Source organism: Paraburkholderia dipogonis (assembly GCF_046027395.1).
Classification (GTDB): Bacteria; Pseudomonadota; Gammaproteobacteria; order Burkholderiales; family Burkholderiaceae; genus Paraburkholderia; species Paraburkholderia dipogonis_A.
Genome location: NZ_JAQQEG010000028.1, coordinates 31,159 through 55,448, shown reverse-complemented (window position 1 = coordinate 55,448; position 24,290 = coordinate 31,159). Strand labels below are relative to the sequence as shown.

The 24,290-nt window shown below is 63.2% G+C and carries 20 protein-coding genes and 2 pseudogenes; 10 read left to right on the top strand and 12 right to left on the bottom strand.

Annotated features, from left to right (window positions below):
* Positions 1-18: 18 nt before the first annotated feature.
* Entirely contained in the window at positions 19-1,491 is a 1,473-nt protein-coding gene (pdxR, locus tag PQR32_RS26795) for a MocR-like pyridoxine biosynthesis transcription factor PdxR (RefSeq protein WP_408233946.1), read from the bottom strand.
* Between the two features lie 329 nt (positions 1,492-1,820).
* On the opposite strand from pdxR, the gene PQR32_RS26790 reads away from it, so the two are divergent.
* Complete coding sequence (locus PQR32_RS26790) at positions 1,821-2,774, top strand: hypothetical protein (protein WP_408233943.1); 954 nt, start codon at positions 1,821-1,823, stop codon at positions 2,772-2,774.
* Positions 2,775-2,800: 26 nt separating this feature from the next.
* Positions 2,801-3,268 (top strand): hypothetical protein, encoded by a 468-nt coding sequence (locus PQR32_RS26785; protein ID WP_408233940.1) that lies wholly within the window; start codon positions 2,801-2,803, stop codon positions 3,266-3,268.
* Positions 3,269-3,363: 95 nt separating this feature from the next.
* Here the strand turns inward: PQR32_RS26785 and PQR32_RS26780 are convergent, their stop codons facing one another.
* A complete protein-coding gene (locus PQR32_RS26780; protein WP_408234115.1) occupies positions 3,364-4,905 on the bottom strand; it encodes a peptide MFS transporter in 1,542 nt (513 codons plus the stop codon).
* A gap of 920 nt (positions 4,906-5,825) precedes the next feature.
* On the opposite strand from PQR32_RS26780, the gene PQR32_RS26775 reads away from it, so the two are divergent.
* From PQR32_RS26775 to PQR32_RS26745, 7 genes are all read left to right on the top strand, one after another.
* On the top strand, positions 5,826-6,398 hold the full coding sequence (locus PQR32_RS26775) for a cupin domain-containing protein (protein WP_408205054.1): 573 nt from the start codon (positions 5,826-5,828) through the stop codon (positions 6,396-6,398).
* Between the two features lie 181 nt (positions 6,399-6,579).
* A complete protein-coding gene (locus PQR32_RS26770) occupies positions 6,580-8,196 on the top strand; it encodes a peptide ABC transporter substrate-binding protein (RefSeq protein ID WP_408233937.1) in 1,617 nt (538 codons plus the stop codon).
* Between the two features lie 17 nt (positions 8,197-8,213).
* Positions 8,214-9,152, top strand: coding sequence for an ABC transporter permease subunit (locus PQR32_RS26765; RefSeq protein ID WP_408233934.1), 939 nt, complete (start codon positions 8,214-8,216; stop codon positions 9,150-9,152).
* Between the two features lie 3 nt (positions 9,153-9,155).
* On the top strand, positions 9,156-10,070 hold the full coding sequence (locus tag PQR32_RS26760) for an ABC transporter permease (protein WP_007177975.1): 915 nt from the start codon (positions 9,156-9,158) through the stop codon (positions 10,068-10,070).
* A 1-nt stretch (position 10,071) separates the two neighbouring features.
* A complete protein-coding gene (locus PQR32_RS26755) occupies positions 10,072-11,070 on the top strand; it encodes an ABC transporter ATP-binding protein (RefSeq protein WP_408233931.1) in 999 nt (332 codons plus the stop codon).
* Positions 11,067-12,092, top strand: coding sequence for an ABC transporter ATP-binding protein (locus PQR32_RS26750; protein ID WP_408233928.1), 1,026 nt, complete (start codon positions 11,067-11,069; stop codon positions 12,090-12,092). Before PQR32_RS26755 ends, PQR32_RS26750 begins: the two co-directional genes overlap by 4 nt.
* 177 nt (positions 12,093-12,269) lie before the next feature.
* Positions 12,270-13,850, top strand: a complete 1,581-nt coding sequence (locus tag PQR32_RS26745; protein WP_408233925.1) for an OprD family outer membrane porin — start codon at positions 12,270-12,272, stop codon at positions 13,848-13,850.
* Between the two features lie 63 nt (positions 13,851-13,913).
* Here the strand turns inward: PQR32_RS26745 and PQR32_RS26740 are convergent.
* Positions 13,914-14,141, bottom strand: a pseudogene (locus tag PQR32_RS26740) (IclR family transcriptional regulator); the annotation flags it as partial.
* Between the two features lie 22 nt (positions 14,142-14,163).
* Here PQR32_RS26740 and PQR32_RS26735 point away from each other — a divergent pair.
* A pseudogene (locus PQR32_RS26735) lies at positions 14,164-14,421 on the top strand (ABC transporter substrate-binding protein); the annotation flags it as partial.
* 88 nt (positions 14,422-14,509) lie between these two features.
* Here the strand turns inward: PQR32_RS26735 and PQR32_RS26730 are convergent.
* The 9 genes from PQR32_RS26730 to PQR32_RS26690 form a co-directional block, all read right to left on the bottom strand.
* Positions 14,510-14,809: a hypothetical protein gene (locus PQR32_RS26730; RefSeq protein WP_408233922.1), complete on the bottom strand. Its 300-nt coding sequence runs from the start codon at positions 14,807-14,809 to the stop codon at positions 14,510-14,512.
* A gap of 67 nt (positions 14,810-14,876) precedes the next feature.
* The gene (gene panE, locus PQR32_RS26725; RefSeq protein ID WP_408233919.1) at positions 14,877-15,812 is read right to left on the bottom strand and encodes a 2-dehydropantoate 2-reductase; all 936 of its coding nucleotides are present in this window, start codon (positions 15,810-15,812) and stop codon (positions 14,877-14,879) included.
* 214 nt (positions 15,813-16,026) lie between these two features.
* Positions 16,027-16,992, bottom strand: coding sequence for a nucleoside hydrolase (locus tag PQR32_RS26720; RefSeq protein ID WP_408233916.1), 966 nt, complete (start codon positions 16,990-16,992; stop codon positions 16,027-16,029).
* The gene (locus tag PQR32_RS26715; protein WP_012426313.1) at positions 16,989-17,378 is read right to left on the bottom strand and encodes a cytidine deaminase; all 390 of its coding nucleotides are present in this window, start codon (positions 17,376-17,378) and stop codon (positions 16,989-16,991) included. Before PQR32_RS26715 ends, PQR32_RS26720 begins: the two co-directional genes overlap by 4 nt.
* 15 nt (positions 17,379-17,393) lie before the next feature.
* Positions 17,394-18,671 (bottom strand): NupC/NupG family nucleoside CNT transporter, encoded by a 1,278-nt coding sequence (locus tag PQR32_RS26710; protein WP_408233912.1) that lies wholly within the window; start codon positions 18,669-18,671, stop codon positions 17,394-17,396.
* A gap of 194 nt (positions 18,672-18,865) precedes the next feature.
* Positions 18,866-20,053, bottom strand: coding sequence for a thiolase family protein (locus tag PQR32_RS26705; RefSeq protein WP_408233909.1), 1,188 nt, complete (start codon positions 20,051-20,053; stop codon positions 18,866-18,868).
* A gap of 54 nt (positions 20,054-20,107) precedes the next feature.
* Positions 20,108-21,541, bottom strand: coding sequence for an efflux transporter outer membrane subunit (locus PQR32_RS26700; RefSeq protein WP_408233906.1), 1,434 nt, complete (start codon positions 21,539-21,541; stop codon positions 20,108-20,110).
* Positions 21,542-21,551: 10 nt separating this feature from the next.
* Complete coding sequence (locus PQR32_RS26695) at positions 21,552-23,123, bottom strand: DHA2 family efflux MFS transporter permease subunit (protein WP_408233903.1); 1,572 nt, start codon at positions 23,121-23,123, stop codon at positions 21,552-21,554.
* Between the two features lie 7 nt (positions 23,124-23,130).
* On the bottom strand, positions 23,131-24,231 hold the full coding sequence (locus tag PQR32_RS26690; protein WP_408233900.1) for an HlyD family secretion protein: 1,101 nt from the start codon (positions 24,229-24,231) through the stop codon (positions 23,131-23,133).
* Positions 24,232-24,290: the final 59 nt, after the last annotated feature.

Here is a 24,290-nt window from a genome sequence, read left to right as displayed (position 1 = left end):
CCCAAGCGACTCGCCAACTTACCGCGTGAGCCGCGACAGGATGCTAGCGAGCTTCGTGAGCGCGGTGTCGATGTGCTCGACCGCGATATTGCCGTAGCCGAACATCAGACCCGGCTGCGCCTTCACGCGCAGATGAAACGGCGCGAGACCATACAAGCCGATCGATGCTTCACGCGCCGCGTTCACCACCGCTTCTTCCGTCAACGGCGCTTTCAGACGCGCCGCCATGTGGATGCCGGCCGTCGGCACGATCGGTTCGAACCAGGGCGCGAGGCCGCCATGCAGATGGTCGAGCAACATCTGGCGGCGCGCCGCATAGGTCTTGTGCATGCGCCGCAGATGCTTGGCGAAATCACCGTTGAGCATGAACGACGCGAGCGCGGTTTGCGTGAGCGTGCAGCCGTGCCAGTCGCCAATCTGGCGCGCCTTGATGAGCGGGCCATAGAGCGAGGCCGGCGGCACCACGTAGCCGACTCGCAGTTCCGGAAAGATCGTCTTCGAAAACGTGCCGACGTAGGCGACGAGTCCGGCGCGGTCGAGGCTTTTCAGCGGCTCCATCGGCCGGCCTTCGAAACGGTACTCGCAGTCGTAGTCGTCTTCGATGATCACCGCGCCGCGTTTCTGCGCCCATTCGAGCAACTCGACGCGGCGCTCGAGGCTCATCGGCATACCGAGCGGAAACTGGTGCGAAGGCGTCACGTAGACGAGCCGCGCCTTGTCCGGCAGCTTGCTGACGATCAGCCCTTCGGCATCCACCGGCACGGGCACCACGCGCGCGCCGGTGGCCTTCAGGCATGCATGCGCCGGCGTATATCCGGGGTCCTCGATCGCCGCGACTTCGCCGGCACGCAGGGTAATGCGCGCCAGCAGATCGAGCGCATGCTGCGCGCCTTGCGTGACGATCACGTCTTCCCAGTTGCTCGCGACGGCGCGGTTGAAGGCCAGGTAGCGCGAGATCGCGAGGCGCAGCTCCTGCTCGCCGGCCGTGTCGCGATAGATGCCGGGGCCGCGCGCTTGCGCACGCAACGCGTGGTTCACGCAGCGGCGCCAGACGTCGAAGGGAAACAGCGTCTTGTCGGTCGCGCCGCCGACGAAGTCCTGCGGCGACGCCACCGAAGGCCGCGGCAACGGCAAGCTCTCGGGCATCTCCTCCCACAGCGGCTGGGCGCGAGCAGCGGCCTTTGCCTTGGCCCGCTCGCGCGACGACTCCGCCGCCCGCGCATGCGCGGAGCGCTCCACCGGCAGACGCTCCAGGCCATCGGCGACGAAGGTGCCCGAGCCGCCACGCGCGCTCAGATAGCCTTCGGAGAGCAGCCGTTCGAACACGTCGAGCGTGGTCTTGCGCGACACGCCCAGTTGCGTGGCGAGATCGCGCGTGGACGGCAGGCGCGTGCCGCCGGCGAGGCGCCCTTCAAGAATGCCGGCTCGCAACTGCCGATAGATCTGTCCGGACAGATCGTGATGACCTTCGACCGCGATATGGATTTCCATCCGGGTGGTTACCTTGAGTGTCCGGGGAGCGGTTATTTTGAAAAGACCAATGGCAACCGCTAGCTTACCTCTGCCGACGATCGTGAAGGTGGATGAAACACCGCTAACGGACTGTAGGAAGGCCGACCCGCCTAGGTCGGCTTTTTCCGCCGAGACAAGCGGGCCAACCGAGCATTCCTCCGCCCGGAAGAAACGACAAATATCCCAAAAACATGGACATCCGGCAATCTGCCAGGTTTACGCGGTCACCAAGGAAGCGACCTGGCGATGTGTTGACGCGCTAAGCGGGTCCGGAACTTCCTCTCAGAACAAGTAAAGCAGGTCTGCCTATGTCGCACTGGAATACGCTTTCGGTCCCGCTGGCGAACGGTTGGCAATGTACGTTGCTTCCCGCCAGCGATTACCTCAGCCCGTCTGGAGAATGGATTTTTTTCGTGCGGAGCAGCGAGCATAAGCAGCTTGAACGGGACCGGAACGATTTTGACTGGTACTTCCGGCCAACCAGCGACCTGAGAACCGTGACCGGAGGAGCGGCACTGCGCGCGATTCGATCGTTCCTGAGCGAGGCCATGAATGTGTCCCACTGGAACCTGCCAACCGATAACGCAGGGGTCCAGCGCATGCTTCGGGAGGCAGTGGCAAACGGTCGGCTGGTGCCCGTCATCAATCGTGAAGAAGACTCACCGGGCAAGGTATCCCGTCCTACGCCCGCGCCGCTGAGATGGCCGACGGGCGGTGGCGGATACTGTGGCAGCGGCCAGAAGTGGGCGACCTTCGCGGGGGCAGGTTCAGGCCCGCTGTCTTTCAACGGCGAGCCGATCCTGTCGGGCCCGTATGATCCGGAGACCCAGGAAGCCATGCTTACGACTGCACGCGGGACGATGGCTGCAAGTGGCGGAGGCGGTGGGCTGCCAGGCGCGATCGAGGCCGTGGTGGGTGCCGCACCTGGCATGAACTCCGGCGCGGAGGATGGTGGCGAGCACATGGTCTACGATGGCGGCGATACACACACGCCGCTTGGTGACGCGCTGCCTTTTGAGTACGCGCCGGATATGCCTGCTAACGATACAGAGGAGCTCGCCGCGCGTGGCGTTGGGATGACGGGCAACGAACCGGGCGGATACCGCATCAACCCGAATGGTCTTGACGTAGATTACTTCGATTCAAATGGCAGCCTTTGCGCCCAATATCATGAGAGTCATGGGGAAGTACACGGTCATAATTTCGTCGACGGGAAGAGAGATAACGTTCATATCCCAATGTCTCCCATTAACTGTAGATAACACCCAACCCACAAAAAAGGAGAGCGATGGACAGTTCAAACAAGACTTGGGGGTGGGACCTGGCAAAAAACGGCGCATGGCTTGCGGTGATTCTGGGGGGATACCCATCTTTTCACGATTCGGCCGTGCGGTCCTTCTGTATGCGGAGGTGTCGGCAATCGCGCGAAGGCGTCGACGGGCGGCCATTGCCGGGCGGCCGCACGCGTGAGCTCGTGGATATCCAACTGGAAGTGCTTCATAACCGCTATGGCGCGCCTCCGGTTGCGGATCGCCCCGATCACCTCGTCGTGCTCGATTGCCTGGACATTCGAACCTCAGAGATTGACGTAGACGCCATGCTCGAAGAGGCCACAATTATGGACATGTCCTTGTCCGCGATGCCGGATGGATTGATCAAGGTGGATCTTGTGCCGAATGTCGGTCTCGATATCCGCATAACTTGTAAAGAGGTCTTCGTTAGTGCGGTTCGCCCTTACAGTCGAAGCGATTTTTAAGCCTTACAGTGAGTCTGGTTGCGGGCACGAAAAAGCCATCTAGCCCTAGCCGACGCACGCCCCGTGGCGCGCGCCGCGTTCACCACTCCAGCGGATTACTCCGCCACCACCCCATTCAACGCCGCCGTCTGCCGAGCGCTCTCACGCGCCTCATCGCTGCAACGCTGATGTTCGCGCGAAAGCTTGCGCATCAACGGCAGCAACAGAACCGCCACCAGCGCGCCCACTGCCGCGAGCCAACCAAGGCCAGTAAACAGCTTCGTATAAAGCGGCAACGATTCGAGCGGATCCATATCGCCCGCCGGCATCTGCGCGAAGTTCGCGACCACGCTGCCCAGATATTGCGACACGCCAGTCGCCACGAAGTAAGCGCCCATCATGAAACCGCTCATGCGCGCCGGTACGTAGCGCGCGATCATGGCAAGCCCCAGACCGCTCACCAGCAATTCGCCGAGCGAATACAGCCCGTAGCCGCCCACCATGAACCACGACGACACGCGTCCGTTCACCGCGTAATTACCGCTCGCCGCGTAGACGAAGAAGCCGGCCGCGACCACCGCGAAACCGAACGCATACTTCACCGCCACCGGCACGTCCTTGCCGCTCTTCGCGAGCTTCGTATACAGCAGCGCGAGCACCGGGCTCAGCAACATGATCCAGATCGGGTTGAGCGCCTGGAACTGCGCGGCGCTCCAGGTGAACCACGTCTGGCCGAACAGAATGAAACGCGGATCGACATTGCGCAGCGCGAACAGCGTGAGCGACGTCGACATCTGCACGTAGAACACGAAGAACAGGATCACCTGCGCGGTCAGGATCAGCGCGGCGACCAGACCCGAGCGCTCCGAGCGTTCGCACTTCACCAGCATATAGCCGAAGATCGCCAGAATCGCGACGCCCGCCGTGTACACGCAAGCCACCGCGATCGCCTTGTGCTGCAGCACGAACATGGTCGCCGCACCGAGCGCGAGGCCGCCCAGCGCGACCGCGCCGACACGCTTCCAGCGCACCGGTTCGGCGTCCGGCGCGGAGCCGATATGCTCAAGCGTGCGGAACATGATGAAGTAGTTCAGCACCGACAGCAGCATCCCCGCGCAGCAGACGGCGAAGGCCGTATGCCAGCCCCAATGGTCCTTGATCCATGGCGTGGCGAGCATCGACACCGTCGAGCCGATGTTGACCGCCATGTAATAGATCGTGAACGCGCTGTCGATACGCGCGTCGTCGCCTTCATAGATACGGCGCACGAGATTCGCGGCGTTGGCCTTGAAGAGACCGTTGCCCACCACGATCACGCCGAGCGACGCGTACATATAGGCGAGTTGGTCATTGGGCAGCGCCAGCATGAAGTAGCCGACGGACAGCACGCCGGCGCCGAAGATCATCGTGCGGCGCGCGCCGAGAATCTTGTCGCCGATCCAGCCGCCGATCGACGGCGACGCATACACCAGCGCCGTGAATGCGCCCCATGTGAGGGTGGCGTGGCTGTCGGTGAATTGCAGCTTGTCGATCATGAACAGCACGAGCAGCGCGGCCATGCCGTAGTAGCCGAAACGCTCCCACATCTCGATCAGGAAGACCGTCGAAAACGAACGGGTCTGCGAGACGCGTGCGCTGGGCGGATTGGACGAATTCATCATGTACCTCTTGTTCAAACGGTTGCGGCGTCGCGCGATCTGGGCCGCGCGGCGCGTGAAACGAATCTGGAAAGACAGTCGGCGAAGCGTGCGCGTCACCGGTGCGCATAGGCACGGTGCGGACACAGCGCGTAGGCGCGCTCATCCGCGCGCTAGAGCGCCAAACCAGCAGATAAACCAGGGGATGGGATCGAGGCCCGCCACGCAAAATGCCCCGCAGGAAGTCCCCTTCGGGAACACTGCGTCACACCGGGCTCGGACTCCGGCATGCGGAGCGGGCTCAATGATAAAGCGTCGCGACGAACGGGGATTCTGAGGCCGACAGAGAGCGGCGTTGCCACGCGGCGGCAGGCGGAAAGCCCGCGGCGAGAAAAATCGGCAGTGATGGTCATGTCCTTACGCCGGCTGCCGTTCGGTTGGAACGTGCCGGACAGTGCTCCGCCGCGCAGGATCGCTGCGGGGCGGAATGATAAACAGCGGCCGGATTCGCGTGTGGTGTGCACACGCCCGCCCTTCCGCAAGCGGGGCTGATTCTGCAAACAGAAGCATGCTGAGTCACTCAGGGAATTCACTGATGCCACGTCAATAACCTGTCCTTACACGCCATACGCCTTGGCCGCACCGGCGCTTGCCGTCGAAAATAGTCTTTTGCGTCATACCTTTAATCTTCCTGATACTCATATTGCATAAAGTGGTTACCGGTGGGCAATACGGCAGCCGTTACCGCGTTTGTTTCCTATTTCTCGAAATAACCGGTCAATTTGGCTGGGATTAGATCCGGTTCTGGCAACATAGAGCGTTGTCTCGAAATGTGGTCTCTCGCATCACCGGGGCTAAAAAGGCCCGAAGCCCGGCCTGGACGCAATCAAACCATATTTACTTATATCAAACAAATTTTGACGGGCTAATTTCCTCCTGCTATGGTCACGACAATTCAAAAAAGCAATCCGGCACTAGAAATCGGCAGCAAGATCCGCGCGCTGCGCCAACGGCTCAAGCGCACGCTGGATGACACGGCAACCGCGGCGGGGATTTCCAAGCCGTTTTTGTCGCAGGTAGAGCGCGGGCTGGCGTCACCGTCCATCACATCGTTGGCCGGTATCGCCCACGCACTCGGGGTCACGGTGCAGTATTTCGTCGACACACCCAGCGAGGAACGCTGCGTGAGCCGAGGCGATCAGTTGAAGTTTTTCGGTTTTGCGGACTCGGCCAATCTGTTTGCGCGGCTGACCAACGTGACGGGCGGCCGTCAGCTCGAAGCGATCCTCGTGAGGATGCCGCCCGGGCAGAAGCGCTCTGAAGTCACCACGCATGCCGGGGAAGAGTTTGTTTATGTGATCGACGGCGAAGTGTCGTTGACGCTGGAAGGCAAAACGTTCGTGTTGCACGCGGGAGACAGCGCGCATTACGAATCGACGGTGCCGCACAGTTGGGTGAACACCGCGCGCATCGAGTCGGTGGTCGTCTGGGTGGGCACACCAAGACTGTTCTAAAGAGCAGGCACCTTATCCGGTTGAGCCGGCCAGGGATTGCCTGCATTACGAAATGTAAGGAATCCTGCATGTCGCGCTACCACCACGAGCAACAGGGGCCGCCCTGGTCCGAGCGACGCAGCTAAACGGGCGTCCCGGCGCCAGCGCGTTTCTCTCTCGACCTTTCCTGCGATCTCAACCGATGAAAACCCCGTTCGTCTACACGACGGCGCTGACCGCGCTCGTCCTCACGTTTGCCCCTTCCGCTTTCGCTGTCACGGTGCCGCCTGGCGTCACGCTCGCCGCCAGCCAGGAGATGACCCGCCAGGTGCCGGGCGAAACCGAATCGCTCGACCCCGCGCATATCGAGTCGTGGACCGGCAACACGATCGGGCTCGACCTGTTCGAAGGCCTGACGCGCATGGACGCGAGCGGCGCGATCGTGCCGGGCGTCGCGGAGTCGTGGTCGCGTAGCGGACCGAATACATGGGTTTTCAAGCTGCGCCACGATGCGCGCTGGAGCAACGGGCAGCCCGTCACGGCGGCCGACTTCGTCTACTCGTGGCAACGCGTGCTCGATCCGAAGACGGGTTCGAAATACACGGTGCTGGTCGAATTCGTGAAGAATGCCAAGGCGATTCTCGCCGGTAAAGCGCCGCTCGCGAGCCTCGGCGTGCGCGCCGTCGATCCGTACACGCTCGAAGTGACGACCGAAGTGCCCGCGACGTTTTTCCCGCAGCTGACGGCCATGGCGACGATGACGCCGGTCAATCGCGCGGTCGTGGCGAAGTTCGGCGGCGACTGGACCCGTCCGGGCAACTTCGTGGGCAACGGCCCGTATGCGCTGACCGACTGGCAACCGAGCAATCGCCTCGTGGCCACCAGGAGCCCGACGTACTGGAACAACGGCAAGGTCGTGATTTCGAAAGTGACCTACCTGCCGATCGAAAACGACGAAACGGCGATGCGCATGTATCAGGCCGGCCAGTTCGACTACACGTATTCCATTCCGTCAGGCGTCTATGCGCAAGTCAGCAAACAGTTCGGCTCCGAGCTGAAAACCGGCCTGCAGATCGCCACGTACTACTACAGCCTGAACAACGACGACCCGGCCTTCAAGGACAAGCGCGTCCGCCAGGCGCTGGCGATGGTGCTGGACCGCGACCTGCTGACCAAACGTCTGACGGCCGACGGCGAAGTGCCGATGTACGGCCTGATCGCCAAGGGCACCGAAGGCTCAGGCGTCTTCACGCCGGAGTGGACGAGCTGGCCGATGCCCAAGCGCATCGACTACGCGCGCAACCTGCTGAAGACCGCGGGCTATTCGGACGCGAAGCCGCTGACGTTCACGCTCACCTACAACACCAACGACCTGCACAAGAAGGTCGCGCTGTTCGCCACGTCCGAATGGCGCACCAAGCTCGGCGTGACCGCCAAGCTTGAAAACGTCGAATACAAGGTACTGCTCAAACAGCGCCACGACGGCAAGGTGCAGGCCTCGCGCGACGGCTGGTTCGTCGACTACAACGACGCCAACTCGTTTTTCGATCTGATCCGCTGCAACAGCGTGCAGAACGACCAGCGCTATTGCAATCCGCAAGTCGACAAGCTGATCGACGAAGGCAACCAGCAACTCGACGACGCGAAGCGCACCGCGTTGTTCACGCAGGCGCACGATCTGGCCATGAACGATTACCCCGTGGTATCGCTCTTCCAGTATTCGGCCGACCGGCTGGTCAAGTCGTACGTAGGCGGCTACAAGCCGACCAACTACCTCGACATGCGCGCCACGCAAGACATGTATCTGACCAAGCACTAAACGCGGGGAGCACCGTCATGCTGGCCTATACGCTGCGCCGCACGCTCTGGGCGATCCCGACGATTCTCGCCGTGATCACCGCGTGCTATCTGCTGCTGCATCTCACCCCGGGCGGCCCGTTCGACACCGAGAAGCAACTCTCGGCGGCCGTACTGGCGAACCTGAACGCGAAGTATCACCTCGACGAACCGTTGTGGCTGCAGTACCTCCACTACCTCGGCTCGCTGCTGCACGGCGACCTCGGGCCGTCGTTCCGCTACGCCGACTGGTCGGTCAACGACCTGGTGTGGAAGGCGCTGCCGGTCAGCCTTGGCGTGGGCGGCGTGTCGGTGCCGATCGCGCTCGTGATCGGCGTCGCACTAGGCACGATCGCCGCGGTGCGGCGCGACCGCTTCGTCGATCATTTCGTGATGGTGCTCGGCAATATCGGCAACGTGGTGCCGCCCTTCGTGCTGGGCCCGGTACTCGTGTGGATCTTCGCGATCCTGCTGAAGACCTCAGAAGGACACGGCTGGCTGCCGGCCGGCGGTTGGGGCGACGGCGAGTGGCGCTATCGCGTGCTGCCGATCGTGCTGCTCACCATCATCAACGTCGCCGCGATTGCCCGCGTGATGCGCGGCAGCATGATCGAAGTGCTGTCGGGCAACTTCATTCGCACCGCGCGCGCCAAGGGTTTGCCGGGCCGCACGATCGTCTTGCGCCACGCGATGAAGCCCGCGCTGATGCCGGTCGTCTCGCTGCTCGGCTCGATCTGCATCTCGTCGATCACCGCGGCAGTGGTCACCGAATCGGTGTTCGCGCTGCCGGGCCTCGGCCAACTCGTCGTCAACGGCGCGATCAATCGCGACTACACCCTCGTACTCGGCCTCGTCGTGCTGACGACCGCTGTCGCCGTGCTGTTCAATCTGCTGGTCGACCTCGCGTATGCGTGGCTCGATCCGCGCATCCGGTATTGATCCATGCCCCGCTCAATTCAATCGACTGCCGCGGCGCTCGATCCGCTCGCGGCCATCGCCAGGGCGCCGCGTTCGCGCGGCCCGCTCGCCACCGCCGCGTGGCGCTTCGTGCGCAACCGCGCCGCCTTCGCCGGCTTCGTCGTGCTGATGCTGATCGTGATCGCCTGCGTGGCCGGTCCGTGGTTCCTGCCGAACAATCCGATCGATAGCGACTGGAGCGCGATCAGCCTGCCGCCCACGCTGCAAAACATGCACTGGTTCGGCACCGACGAACTCGGCCGCGATCTGCTCGCGCGCACGCTGCAAGGCGGGCGCGTGTCGCTCGAAGTCGGCCTGCTCGGCACGCTGGTGTCGGGGCTGATCGGCGTCGCGTACGGCGCGACCGCGGGTTATCTGGGCGGACGCGTCGATGCGGTGATGATGCGTATCGTCGACATGATGTACGCGATTCCCTACATGCTGATCGCCATCCTGATGATGACGATGTTCGGCCGCGCCTTCTATCTGGTCGTGCTCACCATCAGCGCATTTTCGTGGCTCGACATGGCGCGCGTGGTGCGCGGCCAGACGCTATCGCTGCGCTCGCGCGAATTCATCGACGCGGCGAAGGCGATCGGCGTGAGTTCGCGTTCGATCATCGCGCGTCACATCGTGCCGAATCTGTTCGGCGTGGTCGTGGTGTACGCGAGCGTGACGGTGCCGAACATCGTGCTGACGGAATCGGTGCTGTCGTTTCTCGGCCTCGGCGTGCAGGAACCGATGACGAGCTGGGGCGTGCTGATTCAGGACGGCGCGCAGAAGCTCGAATCGATGCCCTGGCTGCTGCTGTGCCCGGCCGTGATGCTGTGCGTGACGCTGTATTGCGTGAATTTCGTCGGCGATGGTTTGCGCGACGCATTCGATCCGAAGGACCGTTGAGATGCCGCTACTCGAAGTCAAAGACCTCAGCGTGCGCTTTACGCGCCGCGAAGGCGCACCCGTCGACGCGGTGCAAGGCGTGTCGTTTTCGCTCGAGGCCGGCCGCACGCTTGGCATCGTCGGCGAATCGGGCTCCGGCAAGAGCCAGACCGTGATGGCGTTGCTGGGCCTTCTGGCCGGCAACGGCCGCGTGTCGGGCGCCGCGACCTATCGCGGCGAGAACCTGCTGACCATGAACGAAGCGGCGCTGAACCGGATTCGCGGCGACCGCATCGGCATGATCTTTCAGGACCCGATGACCTCGCTGAATCCGTTCCTGACGATCGAACGGCAGATGACCGAGACGCTGCAACTGCATCGCAAGATGTCGCGCCGCGAAGCGCGCCGCCGCGCGATCGAAACGCTCGAATCGGTGCGCATTCCCGACGCCGCGCGGCGCATCAACATGTATCCGCACGAGTTTTCGGGCGGCATGCGGCAGCGCGTGATGATCGCGATGGCGCTGCTTTCCGAGCCCGAAATCCTGATCGCCGACGAACCCACCACCGCACTCGACGTGACCGTGCAGGCGCAGATCATCGAACTGCTGCGCGAACTGAATCGCGAACGCGGCACGGCGATCATTCTGATCACGCACGACATGGGCGTCGTGGCCGGCCTGTGCGACGACGTGATGGTGATGTACGCCGGCCAGACCGTCGAGCAGGCGAGCGCCGCCGCGCTATTCGCCGCGCCGACGCATCCGTACACGCTCGGTCTTTTGAATGCGCTGCCGCGTCTGACCGACGATGACGACGACCGTCCGCTGCAAACCATTCCTGGCAACCCGCCGCTGCCCGGCGAAGTCGGTGCGGGTTGCGCATTCGCGCCGCGCTGCGGGTATTGCACCGAGCGCTGCCGCGAATCGCGTCCACCGCTTGCCGCTTCCGCTGATCACGCCGACGCGCTGCGCGCGTGCCATCGCCCAGTCGGGGAAATTCTCGAGGCACAACACGTATGAACACCACTCCCCTTGCAAATCAGGATGCGGCAACGTTGCTGCGCGTCGACAATCTCAAGGTGCAATTCGGCGTGCCGCGCGGCGGCTTTCCGTGGTCCGGCAAAGCGACGCTGCGCGCGGTGGACGGCGTGTCGTTCAACGTGCGGCGCGGCGAAACCGTGGGGCTCGTCGGCGAATCGGGTTGCGGCAAGTCGACGCTCGCGCGCGCGATCATCGGACTCGTGCCAGTGGCGAGCGGCAGCGTACGCTGGCTCGGCGACGAAACCGTGCTGCCGGGCGCGCGCCGCGATACCTCGCGTTTGCGCCGCGACGTGCAGATGATTTTCCAGGACCCGCTCGCCTCGCTAGATCCGCGCATGACGATCGAACAGATCGTTTCCGAACCGTTGATGACGCACGGCCAGGAAATCGCGCGTACCGACGTGCAGCGGCGCGTGCTGACCATGCTCGAACGCGTCGGTCTCAACGCGCAGCATCTGCGCCGTTATCCGCACGAGTTTTCCGGTGGCCAGTGTCAGCGCGTCGGCATTGCGCGCGCGCTGATCGGCGAGCCGCAACTGGTGATCTGCGACGAGCCGGTGTCCGCGCTCGACGTGTCGATCCAGGCGCAGATCGTCAACCTGCTGCGTGATCTGCAGCGCGAACTGTCGCTCTCCCTGCTATTCGTCGCGCACGATCTGGCCGTAGTCAAAGCAATCAGCCACCGCGTGCTGGTGATGTATCTGGGACGTGTGATGGAGTTCGGCGACAAGCGCGAGGTGTACGGCACGCCGCGTCATCCGTACACGCGGGCGTTGCTCTCGGCCGTGCCGGTGCCCGATCCGGTCGTCGAGCGCGCGCGCCGTCATCTGCTGTTGCGCGGCGAGATTGCCTCGCCGCTCAGTCCGCCCTCCGGTTGCGCGTTTCGCACGCGCTGCCCGGATGCGATCGAAGCCTGCGCGAGGGAGATTCCGCAGCCCGTCACGCACGGCGCCAGGGCGACACGGGTCGCGTGTATTCGCGTGGAAGACACCGTGAGGTAAGTGCCGCTGGCGCACCGCCAGAACACCGAAGAACCTGAGAGATTAAAACCGTATTCCCGGCGCGACGGGCCGTCGCGCCGTTGGATTCGTTCGTCCTGCCAAGCGCTGGACGAATGTTAAGCGTGGACTGGCTAACCGCCAGCCAAAGATTCACCACAATAATCAGAGACGTACTCAATGAAAGATACCCGATCAAAAAACCGGTCAAAAAAAACCGGAGCAGGAACGTTCTTTTACTGCGCATTCACGCTTCCCGCACTGACACTAGCCGCTAACGCGTATGCCGACGACGGCGTCACGGAGCCCACCTCCGAGGCGTCTAAAACTCAAACGCTCGCGCAAACGTTGTCGTCCCCCACGCAACTCGCGCAAACCACGCCGACGCAGCAAAACGATACGTCCGGCAAGCGCCGCGCTGAACAAGGCGGGCAAGTGCGCAACGACCAACCCGATACCACCAACGCCATCGTCAACGCCGAGGCCAGTCAGACGGTCACGCCGCCCGCGCCGCTGTCGAGCCAGGCGGCGAGCAAGGGCTTTATCGCCGACAGCCATCTGAATCTGCAGTTTCGCAACTACTCCGATTACTTCCAGGCGCCCAACACGATCTACCGTCACGCGTGGGTCCAGGGCGTGCAGGCCAACTATGAATCCGGCTACACGCAAGGGCTGGTCGGCTTCGGCGTCGATGCGTCGCTGTTCGGCGCGCTCAAGCTCGACGGCGGCAATGGCGCGGGCAACATGGTGCACGTGGGCAAGGACGGCGGCGGTTCGCAGCAGCTCGCGTGGGCGTATCCCGGCATGTACGACATCAAGGGGCGCATTTCGGAAACGGTCGTGAAGTACGGTTTGCAAGACGTGACGAACCCGTTCCTCGAACCGCACGACAACCGCGCGTTGCCGCCGACCTTCCTCGGCGTCTCGGTGGTCAGCAACGATCTCGCGCACACCGAGCTCCAGGCCGGCAGCTTCACCAAAGTCGACGCGCGCGGCCACACGAACCTGAGCAATCTCACCACCTCGTACGGCGGCACGCGGATCGATCGCCTGACTTATGTGGGCGGCACGTGGCACTACGCGAAGAACGGCGAGATGGCCCTATACGTCGATCAGGCCGACGACGTCTGGCGTCAGTACTACGGTTCGGTCGCTCAGTCGTTCGGCGATCCGACCACCATCAAGTGGAGCGGCCTCGCGAACCTCTACTCGACGCACGACACCGGCGCGTCGCGTCAGGGGCACATCAACAGCAATGCGTACAGCGTGTCGGTCTCCGCGCAGCACGGCCCGCATGCGGTTCTGCTCGGTTACCAGCAGGTGCTCGGCGACCAGTTCTTCGACTACGTCAACGAGACCAACGGCATCTACCTGACCAACTCCATGGACGTGGACTACAACGCGCCACACGAGCAGTCGCTGCAATTGCGCTATACGTTCGACGGCAAATACGCCGGCGTGCCGGGACTCAAGGCTATGTTCTGGGGGCAATACGGCTGGGGCGCGGATGCATCGGCGGGCGCGGCGGAGAATGCCTCGCCTTCCGCGCCGCTGCATGATCTGTACTGGAAGAACGGCGAACCGGTGCATGGCCATCACCACGAATTCGGCTTCATTCCGAGCTACACGCTGCAAAGCGGACGCTTCAAGGATACGAAGATCACGTTCATCGCGATGTGGCACAACAGCCAGTATCACTACTCGGACGGCAACAACATGGAGTACCGGCTGGTGGTGAATGTGCCAGTGAAGGTGTTCTAAGCGGTCCCAGGCGGTCCGCGAGGTGGCGCGGTTTGCGCGCTGCCTCGTTCATCGCGCGTGCGCTCAGCCGGTGATCCGTTCAGTGGTCATCGCACGCGACAAGCCGTGCATCGGCCGGCGCAACGCGACATCGAACGGATTGGTTTGCGGGCCGATCGCATCGGCCTGCGGCCGCAGCAATTCGACCACCATCGGCAGGCGGTCGTCGCCGAGACGCGCGGCCAGCGTGCCGACGCTCAACGCCGCCACCGCCACGCCGGTGCGATCCAGAATCGGCACCGCCACGCCCGCCGTCGGGCTGCGCTTCAGACAATGCGCGGATTACAACAACCCCGATCCGCAACTAGCGCAGAAGCTCGCGCAATTCCTGCTGTCCGCGCCGGCGCAGACCAAGGCCGCCGAGGCCGGCCGTCAGATTCCCACCAACCGTCTCGCGAAGATGACGCCGCCCATGCAGCAAAGCCTCGGCAACGTCGACGATCTGGTACGCAAGGTGACGGTGGTGGATTGGGATACGATCAACGCGCACCGCGTGCAGTGGGATACGCGCTGGAACCGGCAGATCGAGCGCCAAGCCTGGTCGGTGCGCTTCAACGAAAACGCGCGCCTTGCATCTCTGCAAGGCGCGCGCTTTTTTGTGCGTGAGAATGGGTGTCGTTCTAGAAGATCACCGACATCGCCACCGCAAGCCAGATCCCTACCACGCCGACAAGAAACAGATGCCGCGCAATGCGAATCCGGCTATCGCTGGACTCGGGCTCGACAGGGCTCGTGGCGACCCACGGCACGAGTCCGAGGCAGCCGAAACCGATCAGCGCGGACACGAACACGAAGACGTCGGCGACTCGCCACTGCGTCGGTTCATACAAACCCCAGTAGCCGAGAAAGACGATGCCGATCGAGAAGATCGTGGCCGAAGCGGCGCTGAGTGCGGGCACTGATCCGATTGGACTCGGCATGCTTCACCTCTGATCGTTAAGCTGTCATGGCCTGCCCGCTGAGTCCTGGCTCGCACCGTGGCATCGTTCAGGACGTGCGGGCCTGCCTCGCTTCATACGTCTTCAGATGACTATAGGCGATACGCAGCAACGACAAGCCGTGCTCACCCTTTTGCGCGTCGCCGCCGCGCGAGATCAGATCGCCGAGAATATGATCCGCCTCGGTATGCGAATGGTTTTCCACATCCCGCAGCATGGAAGCGGTAAGCGGCGAAGGCGTGAAGAGCGTTTGCGTGGCGCGTGCGTCGAAGTCCGGGCCCATCGTGAAACCGTTGTGCTCCGCCACCGCGCGGCATTCGCCCAGCAGATTCTCGATCACGCGCTTGCCGTCCGGCGCAGCCAGAATATCGCCCACCGAACCACGCATCAAGCACGTGCTGGCCGCCAATGTGGCCAGGAACACCCACTTCTCCCACATGCGCAGCAAAATGTTGTCGCTGACCAGCGCGTCGAAATTCGCGCCGGCCATGGCGTCGGCGATAGCCTGAACACGTTCCGACGTGCCGCCGGCCTGTTCGCCGAAAGTGATCGCGTGGGTGTCGTTCAGATGCACGATGTGCTGCTCGGCGTTGAGCGTGGCGGCGATCACGCATTGGCCGCCCAGCACGCGCGCGGCGCCGAACTTTTCGTTGAGCACGTCGATATGGCGCATGCCGTTGAGCATCGGCAGAATCAGCGTCGACTCGCCGACCAGCGGCGCGAAGGAATCGATGGCGTCGTCGAGACTGAAGGCTTTGCAGCTCAGCAGCACCAGATCGAACGGCTCTGCGCTGACGCCGGCGAGAATCGTTTGGGGATCGGGCAGTTTGAGATCGCCGCGCACGCTGCTGATGACGAGTCCGTCACGCTTGAGCTTTTCCGCCCGGCCTGGGCGCACGAGGAAGGTCACGTCCTGGCCCGCCGCTGCGAGACGCCCGCCGAAGTAGCCGCCCACGGCGCCCGCCCCTACTACTAGAATTCGCATCTTTGGCCTCTTGATAGATTTCGGTCACGCACTGGCGTCCATGAGCCACGGGTTCAGGAGGAGCTTATGCAGTGCGTTTGCAGAAATGTAGCAAAGATTGAAGATCGGCACCGACTCGATTGCCGTTGCCCGGATGTGTTGCATTGCACAGCGGCTTACGTCAGATCAATCCGCGTGATGCCGCTTGTGCGTCAGGTGTAGGACAGCGTCATTCTCAAAGCGTGCCGCAAATGGTGCGCTCGTAAAGCGCCAGCATGCTGGGCACATCCACGTCGATACATACTTTGCAGTCGGGCCGGCTATCCCAGGCTGGCGCGGGCACGGGCATTGTCGATGGCTTCTGGATGGTTTGGCCGACCGCGATACCGTCCGTCAACACACGCACGGGACCGCTGCGCGTCGTGTAGAGGTGCGGCGCCAGCACATAAGCCACCGCCGACGAATCATGCACATAGATGCCCTCGAGCTGCGCGCTTTGCTCGTGAAACGCCTCGTAGTGCCGCGACACTTGCCACACGAACTCGCCTGCCGCGCCGCCTCGATTGCGCAGCGACGCCAGATAATCATGGCTCATGATAGTGCGCTGCGTGACATCCAGACCGACGATCGCGACCGGCCACCCCGCGCCGAGCACAATGTCGGCGGCGTCCGGGTCGCCCAGAATATTGGCTTCGGCCGCGGGCGTGACGTTGCCGAGCACGCCGTCCGTGCCGAACGCGCCGCCCATGATCACCACCTGTTTGACGAGCGGGGCGATCTGCGGATCGTCGGCGAGCGCGAGAGCAAGGTTCGTGAGCGGGCCCACGGCGAGCAGCGTCACTTCGCCGGGATGGGCGCGCACCGTGTCGATGATGAAGCGGTGCGCGGGGCGCGCGTCGAGCGCGGCCTGCTCCGTTGTATCCGGTGCGATATTGCCGAGCCCGTTGTCGCCGTGAATCCACGCGAGCGGTTCAGGCGCAGTGCGCTTGAGCGGCGCCGCCGCGCCCTGCGCGACCGGCACGCCGGCGGCGAACCGTCCGGCGAGAAAGCGCGCGTTGCGCGTGGTCGTTGCGATCGTCGCGTTGCCGAATACGCTCGTCAGACCGAGCAATTCGAGATCCGGATGCAGCGCCTGAAACACGAGCGCCATCGCGTCGTCCACGCCTGGGTCGGTGTCGTAGATGACCTTGTGCTTGCTCATAGGTAGAACGCATCCGGCAATTGTTCGCGCGCGGTGGTGTCGCGCGTGGCGCCATGCAGATTGCCGAGGCGAATCGGCAGTTCAGGGCCGCCCAGTTCGATGATCACCTGGCGGCACGCGCCGCATGGCGCGATCGGGCCGTCCGTATCGCCGATCACGGCGAGCGCGGCGAACTGGTCACGCTGATAACCCGCCGCAATGGCGCTGAAAAACGCGGTACGTTCCGCGCAATTGCACAAACCGTACGAGGCGTTCTCGACGTTGCAGCCGTCGAACACCTGGCCATCTTTGGTCAGCAGCGCCGCGCCGACCTTGAATTTCGAATAAGGCGCATAGGCCTTTTCTCGCGCGACGCCCGCGCGTTCCAACAGTTGTTCCATATTCATCCAGCAATCCTCGATTCAATTCAGCGTAATGAACATGCCCGCAATCGTGGCGCTCATCAGGTTCGAGAGCGTCGCGGCGAGCACGACACGCAGGCCGTAACGCGCGACTTCGGCACGGCGCCCCGGCGCGACGGCGCTAAAGCCGCCCGTCAGCACCGCGATCGACGAAAAGTTCGCGAAGCCGCACAACGCAAACGACAGGATAGCAATGGTACGCGGATCGAGCGCCTGCAGACCGGCGGCGGTTACGCTCGCGGCGTCTTTCAGATACGGCGACAGCGACGCGTACGCGACGAACTCGTTGAGTATGACCTTCTGCCCGAGGAAATTGCCGGCAATCGTGGCCTCGTTCCAGGGCACGCCGATCAGATAGGCAAGCGGCGCGAATATCACGCCGAGCACCGATTGCATCGACAGTTGCGGATGGCCGAACCAGCCGCCGACGCCGCCCACGATTCCGTTGAGCAACGCAATCAGCCCGACGAACGCGATCAGCATCGCGCCGACCATCACCGCGATTTTCAGGCCCACGGTCGCGCCGGCACTCGCGGCTTCGATGATATTGGCGGGACGCTTCTCGTCGAAGTTGAGGTTGTCGAGATGAACGCGGCTTGGTTCGGTCGATGGGTGAATGATCTTCGCGAACAGCAAGCCGCCCGGCACCGCCATGAACGACGCCGCCAGCAGATACTCGATGCGCACGCCAAGCCCCGCATAACCCGCGAGCACCGAACCAGCGACGGCCGCCATGCCGCTCGACATCACCGCGAACAACTCGGCGCCGGTCATATCGCGCGTGAAGGGTTTGACCACGGCGGGCATTTCGCTTTGGCCCAGGAAGATCGTGGTGACCGCGGAGAACGACTCGAGTTTCGACACGCCGAGCAGCCTCTGAAACACCGTGCCGAGCACGATCACGATCCAGCGCATCACGCCGAGGTAGTACAGCACCGAGATCAACGCCGTGACGAAGATGATGGCCGGCAGCACGCGCACGGCGAACACGAAACCGCCGTCGCCGAAGACCTGGAACATCTTCGCTTGCACGAGTCCGCCGAACAGGAACTCGATGCCCGCGTTGCCGTAGCCGAGCACATGATTGACGCCGGACGCCGCGCCCGAAAGAATCGACTTGCCGACCGGCACGAACAGAATGAACGCGCCGATACCGATCTGCACCAGCAGCGCGCTGATTACAGTCCGTAAGCGGATGGCGCGACGGTTAGTAGAAAAGATGAACGCGATGAGTAGCAGTACGGCAATACCGAGGATGTTTCGAGCGATCAGTGCCATGTCTCGTGATGTTCTTGTGAAATGGCAATGATGCTAAACGAAACTGATGCCGGAATAAAAACTTTAAATATGGGACGGCACTCTAGTGCCGAAGAATGCATCACGGTTAATGCGTTGTGCATTGATCGAATGCGCAGCGAGGGTGCGTCGAAGTATTTCGCACGCCGACGCACCCTGCCGCTATTAACTCAAACTCACAGCATTTCCAATGCGAGCGCGATACCCTGACCGCCACCGATGCACAAGGTCACGATGCCGCGTTTGAGACCGTCGCGCCGCATCGAATGAAGCAGGCGTGTCGTCAGCACGGCGCCCGTTGCGCCGATCGGATGGCCATGCGCAATCGCACCGCCTTGCACGTTGATCAGTTCGTCCGCAATGCCGAGTTTGCGCGCGACCGCGATCGGCACGGCGGCAAACGCTTCATTGATTTCGAAGCGCTCGACGTCGTGCAATTGCCAACCGGCTCGCGCCAACGCCATCTCCACGGCCGGTACGGGACCGAGGCCGAACATGCCGGGCTCGACCGCGGCAACGCCATAAGACACGAGCCGCGCGAACGGCACGATCCCGCGTGCTTCCGCGAAACCACGCTCGGCCACCAGCATCGCGGCCGCGCCGCTGTTCAACCCGGGCGCGTTGCCTGCGGTGATCGTGCCTTCGGGGCGAAATGCCGGACGCAGTTTCGCGAGCGTTTCCACGGTGGTGTCGGGGCGCGGCTGTTCATCGCGCGTGAAATGCTGCGGGCCTTTGCGGCCGGCTATTTCCACGGCAACCAGTTCGGCGTCAAAATCGCCGCGCGCCTGCGCTTCGCTAAATCGCTGCTGCGAACGCGCGGCCCAACGGTCCTGGGTTTCGCGCGTGATGTCGAATTGCGCGACGAGGTCTTCGGTGTGCCAGCCGGAATGCTCGCCGGAAAACGCGTCGTTCAAGCCATCGCGCAACAGGCTGTCGTGGATTTGCGCGTTGCCCATGCGGTAGCCCCAGCGGCCGCCGTCGAGCAGATATGGCGCGCGGTCCATGTTCTCCATGCCGCCCGCCACGGCCGCATCGCCGAGACCCAGCAGGATTTCCTGGGCCGCCGACGCGATCGCCTGCGCGCCCGAGCCGCACACGCGATTGACCGTCAACGCCGGCACGGCCACCGGCACACCGCCGCCGATCGATGCCTGGCGCGCGGGATTCATCTTGTTGCCGGCCTGAATCACATTGCCCATCACAACCGACGCCAACTCGGCCGCGTCGAGCCCGCTGCGGCGCAACGTCTCACGCACGGCGACCGCGCCTATTCCGGTGGCGGGCACGTCCTTCAACGATCCGCCGAATGCGCCGATCGGCGTTCTCACCGGATTGCAGATCACTACTTCTCGCTGGTTCGCCATCATTTCTCTCCAGTTGGTTCAACACCTCATTGGCCACGCCCGTGCATCAGTCGATCAGTTGTTCGCCGATACCGCCGTGACCGCGTCAGGCACATCCCAGCCGCCGCCAAGCGACCGGTACAACGCGACCGCCGAAAGCGCATGTTCGCGTTTAGCCTGGTTCAACGACTCCGCGTCACGCAGATACGCCTCCTGCGCCGCGAGCACATCGAGGAAACTCGACGCGCCGCCCTTGTACAGTTCGCTCGACAGACGCAGCGCCTGGTTCGATGCATCGAGTGCGCCGCCAAGACGTTGCACCTGCACTGCGCCGCTCACCAGATCGCTGCGGTTGTCCTCGATTTCTTTCAGCGCTTGCAGCATGGTTTGCTGCAAGCCGAGTTGCGATTCGCGCATGCGGCTTTCGCTCGCGTCGATATTCGCGGTGATGCGGCCCGCGTTGAAGATGGGGCTCGTCGCGTTCAACGCGGCGCTGAAGAGGTTGTCGGTCAGCGTCGGCAAGCCGAGATAGGACGAGGCCAGCAAGCCGTCCGCGAGACTGAGCCGGAACTGCGGATAGCGCTGCGCTTTCGAGACGCCCACTTCCGCCGCGCGCTGTTCGACCGTCGCGTACGCTGTGCGCACGTCGGGACGCTGCAGAAGCGCTTCCGAGGGCAGCATCTGCGGCACGCTTTGCGCGGGCACCGGAATGTCGCGTGCGTTGGCGAGCAGCAAGCTGTCCACGCTCTCCGGCGTGCGGCCCGAATACACCGCGATCAGACTCAATTGATGTTGCACCGCCGATTGCACGAGCGGAATCTGCGCCTGCAAATCCTCGAGCTGGTTCTGCGCGCGCGCGACGTCCAGTTGCGTGGACAGCCCATAGTGCAGACGCTGCTGCGTGAGCTTCAGCGCGCGTGCGCGGATCTGCTCGTTGTCGCTCAGAATCTGCAACTGCGATTGCGCCCAGCGCAGATCGATATACGCTGCCGCGGTATTCGCCGCGAGCGCGAGGCGCACTTCGTTCAACGCCGACTGGCGTCCCGACACTTGCGCCTGCGCCGCCAGCACGGCGAGACGTTCGCCACCGAACACGTCGGGCGTCCAGCTCGCCGTCAAGCCGACGCCGGCCTGGCGCACATAGCCGAGCGGCGGCGGCGTGTTCTGACGCGAATCGGACGCGGTCGCGCTCGCGTTCAACTCAGGCAACAGAGCCGCGCGATTTTGCTTCGCCAGATCCTGCGCCTGCTTGACGCGCTCCACTGCCGCCTGCACATCGAGATTGCCGGTCAATACGGATTCGACCAGTTGATGCATGACCGGGTCGCCGAATTGCTCCCACCACGCGTTGGCGCTCACGCTGTCTTGCGGCGCGTCGACATTCCACGCGGCAGGCGCGACGGTCTTCACGGTTTGCGGCAAATCCGCGTGCGTTTCCGGTTGCACCGCGCACGCCGCGAGCGTCAGCAAGGCGGCGCTCGCCAGTACTTTGACAAGGATCGGTTTCATGTTGAATTCCTCAATGGGCATCAGGCGGCGGTGCGGTATTGCCGAACGGGCGCGAGAACAGCACGCTCAGCAGGCCGACCACGAAACAGAGCGACAGGGCGTAGAACGTGTCGGAGAACGTGAGCACGAGTGCTTCGCGCATCAGCAGCGCATGTAGTTCTCCGAGTCCGGCGTTGGCCGCGTTCAGTACGTTGCCGCCCACTGCCGCGAAATGCGCGCCTTGTTGTTGCAGGATCGATTCGACCACCGGACGGCCCACGTTCAGATGTTCATCCAGCCGCTCGTAGTGCAGGTTCAGGCGGTCGTTGAGCATCGTGCTGCTCACCGCAATGCCGATCGCGCCGCCGAGGTTACGCATCAAGTTGAACAGGCCGCTTGCCGAACGAAGCCTCGACATCGGCAAAGAACCCAACGCCATCGTGACGATCGGCGGAATGCAGAACTGCTGGCCGATGCCGCGCAACGCCTGCGGGATCAGCAACTCCTGCCAGCCCCATTGATTGGTCAGCGGCACATACAGATAACAGCCGACGCCGAACAGCACCAGGCCAAACACCAGCAGGATCCGCATATCGACGAAGCGCGCGACCATCGAATACGCCACCATCGCCACCAATTGAAAACAGCCGACCGACAGCAACGCCACGCCGATCTGCAACGAATCGAAGCCACGCACACGCGATAGGAACACCGGCGTCAGGAACACCGCGCAGAAAATCCCGATCCCGGTGATGAACGACAGCAGACTGCCGATGCCGAAGTTGCGGATCGCCAACGCGCGCAAATCGACGATCGGCTCTTTGGCGGTGAACGCATGCACGAGGAACAGGAATCCGCAGATCGCCGCTATCCACGTACACGTCACGATCACGTCGTCGCCGAACCAGTTTTTGCGCGGCCCTTCCTCCAGCACGTATTCGAGGCAACCGAGAAAACCGGACATCAGAAGGATGCCGAGGTAATCGCCTTTCTTCAGCAGCGACAGGTCGACGTTGTCGAAGTGCACATACTTCGGCACCATCAGCGTGACGGCTAAACCCGGCACCAGGTTCAGATAGAACAGCCAGTGCCACGACCATTGCGACGTGATCCAGCCGCCGATCACCGGACCGATAGTCGGTGCAAGCGTCGCGAGCGCGCTGATGGTGGTGGACGCAATCAGGCGCTCCTTGCCCGGGAACAGCACGAACGCCGTGGTGAATACAGTCGGGATCATCGCGGCGCCGAGCGCCCCCTGCAAACCGCGGAACAGGATCATCGAGTTGATGTCCCACGCGAGACCGCACAACATGCTGGTGATGGTGAAGCCGAGCGCGGAAAACGCGAACACCCAGCGCGTGGAGAACACGCGGGTGAGCCAGCCGGACATCGGAATCACCAGAATTTCGGCGATCAGATACGAGGTCTGCACCCACGAGAGTTCGTCCTGGCTCGCGGACAAACCGCCGCCGATATCCTTGAGCGACGACGCCACGATCTGAATATCGAGCGTCGCCATGAAAAACCCGATGCACATCAACGTGAAGGCCAGGACTTTGGTTCGCGTCGGTAAGTCGGCGGGGTTGGCGAGAACTTGGGTCATGATCGGCTCATCCACGCGCCGGCGTGCTGCCGCTATCGACATGCACTTTCACCGTGGCCGACAGGCCGGGACGCAGCACGCCTTGCATGGCCTTCGGCACATCCAGCCGCACACGCACCGGCACACGCTGCACGATCTTCGTGAAGTTGCCCGTGGCGTTCTCGGCGGGCAGCACGCTGAACGTCGCGCCGGTGGCCGGCGCAAGGCTTTCCACCACGCCGTGAATCGCAGTGCTCGATGCGTCGAGATCGACATCGACGTTGTCGCCGACGCGCATCTTCTTCAACTGGTCTTCCTTGAAGTTGGCGTCGATCCACAATCCGCTCGACGGCACCACGGTCAGCAGCGACACGCCGGTGTTCGCCAGCAGGCCGACACGCGCCGTGCGATTGCCGACATAGCCGTCGATCGGCGAGCGGATCGTCGTGTACTCCACATTCAGGGCCGCGACGCGCTGGGCGGCTTGCGCCGTCGCGATACGCGCCTCGGCGTCGCCGATCTGCGCATCGAGCACGGCGATCTGGCGTTGCGCCGCGATCAGCGCGGCGCCACTGCGATCGACCGCCGCGCGTGCTTTGGTCAGATCGGCATCCGCGCGTTCGACGACCTGGTTCGATACCGCGTCGTCCTTCACCAGTTCGCGGTAACGCGTCTGGTCCGCGGCGCTGCGCGTCAACTCGGCGCCGGACGCGCGCACCTCGGCGGCCTGCTCGTTGATGGTGGCGAGTTGCAAGGATTTCTTCGCCTGCAGTTCGGTCACCGCGGCTTGCGCGCTCTGCACTTCCGCCGTGGCTTGCGCGAGCCGCGCGTCGTAGTCGCGCGCATCGAGCCGGATCAGCACCTCGTTCGCGTGGACGAACTGGTTATCGTGCACGAGCACATCCGTGACGAAGCCGTTCACCTTCGGCGCCATCACGGTGACATCGCCGCCCACGTAGGCATCGTCAGTCGTTTCGACGAAGCGGCCGACGAAGAACCAGTACGACGCCGCAAGCGCCAGCACGACGAGCACTGTGATGACCGCGAGCAGCATCCAGGGAATGCGACGTGCCGGTTTGGCGGTCTGCGCCGCGCTCGGCGGGGCGATAGTCGATGGAGTAGTGGACATGATGTCGGTATGTGCGTATGCACTCGTTACGTTGAAAAAAACGGCGCGTGGGTGCGCCG